Raw genomic sequence first — 1114 nt, forward strand, 5'->3', positions numbered from 1 at the left:
GCGAGCGGGGGAGGGAAGAGGGTCGATGCCAGGCACGAACAATGCCTTTGTTGAGTTTTCTGGCGTTCAGAAGACCTACGACGGCGAAGCGCTTGTCGTTAAGGATCTCAACCTGGAAATCGCTCGTGGTGAGTTTCTGACGATGTTGGGGCCTTCCGGCTCTGGCAAGACAACGAGCCTCATGATGCTCGCCGGCTTCGAGGCGCCGACCCAGGGCTCGATCCTGCTGGCGGGACGCTCGATCGGCAACATGCCGCCCCACAAGCGCGACATCGGTATGGTCTTCCAGAATTACGCGCTGTTTCCGCATATGACCGTCGAGGAGAACCTCGCGTTCCCACTGAAGGTTCGCAAGCTTGGGAAGCTGGAACGAGAGGCGAAGATCAAGCGGGCGCTCGAGATGGTTCGTCTGGGTGGCTATGGTGGTCGCCGGCCTGGCCAGCTTTCCGGCGGGCAGCAGCAGCGCGTCGCGCTCGCTCGTGCGCTCGTCTTCGATCCCAAGCTCGTGCTGCTGGACGAACCGCTCGGCGCACTTGACAAGCAACTTCGCGAGCACATGCAACTCGAGATCAAGTACATCCACAACGACCTGGGCGTCACGATGGTCTATGTCACGCATGATCAGGCCGAGGCGTTGACAATGTCGGACCGCATCGCGGTCTTCAATGACGGAGTCATCCAGCAACTCGCCGGGCCCGCCGAACTCTACGAGCGACCGCAGAACGCGTTCGTTGCTCAGTTTATCGGTGAGAACAATCAGCTGCACGGCAAGGTCATGGCGAAAAACGGCGAGAGCTGCGAGGTGGAGATTCCGGGCGCCGGCAACGTGCAGGCGCTGGCCGTCAATGTCGGCGCGGTCGGCGGGCCGACCGTGCTGTCGCTGCGTCCGGAGCGGGTGAAGATGAACCCCGCGCCAGGTTCGCTGCCCAATGTCTTCAGCGCGCAGGTTTCGGAAGTGATCTATCTGGGCGACCACGTGCGCACCCGGGTTTCGGTCTGCGGCCACGACGACTTCGTGATCAAGCTACCAAATTCAGAAGGCACGGTGCGGGTCGAGCCCGGTGCGTTGATCACCATCGGCTGGAAAGCTGAAGATTGCCGGGCCTTCGATGCG

General features: G+C 61.7%; 1 protein-coding gene. It reads left to right on the forward strand.

Features of this window, described 5'->3' with window-relative positions:
* Positions 1–25: 25 nt before the first annotated feature.
* On the forward strand, positions 26–1114 hold a 1089-nt coding region (locus QSV46_RS39035), incomplete at its 3' end, for an ABC transporter ATP-binding protein (RefSeq protein ID WP_314964002.1).

The organism is Bradyrhizobium cosmicum, assembly GCF_032290525.1.
Taxonomy (GTDB): Bacteria; Pseudomonadota; Alphaproteobacteria; order Rhizobiales; family Xanthobacteraceae; genus Bradyrhizobium; species Bradyrhizobium cosmicum_A.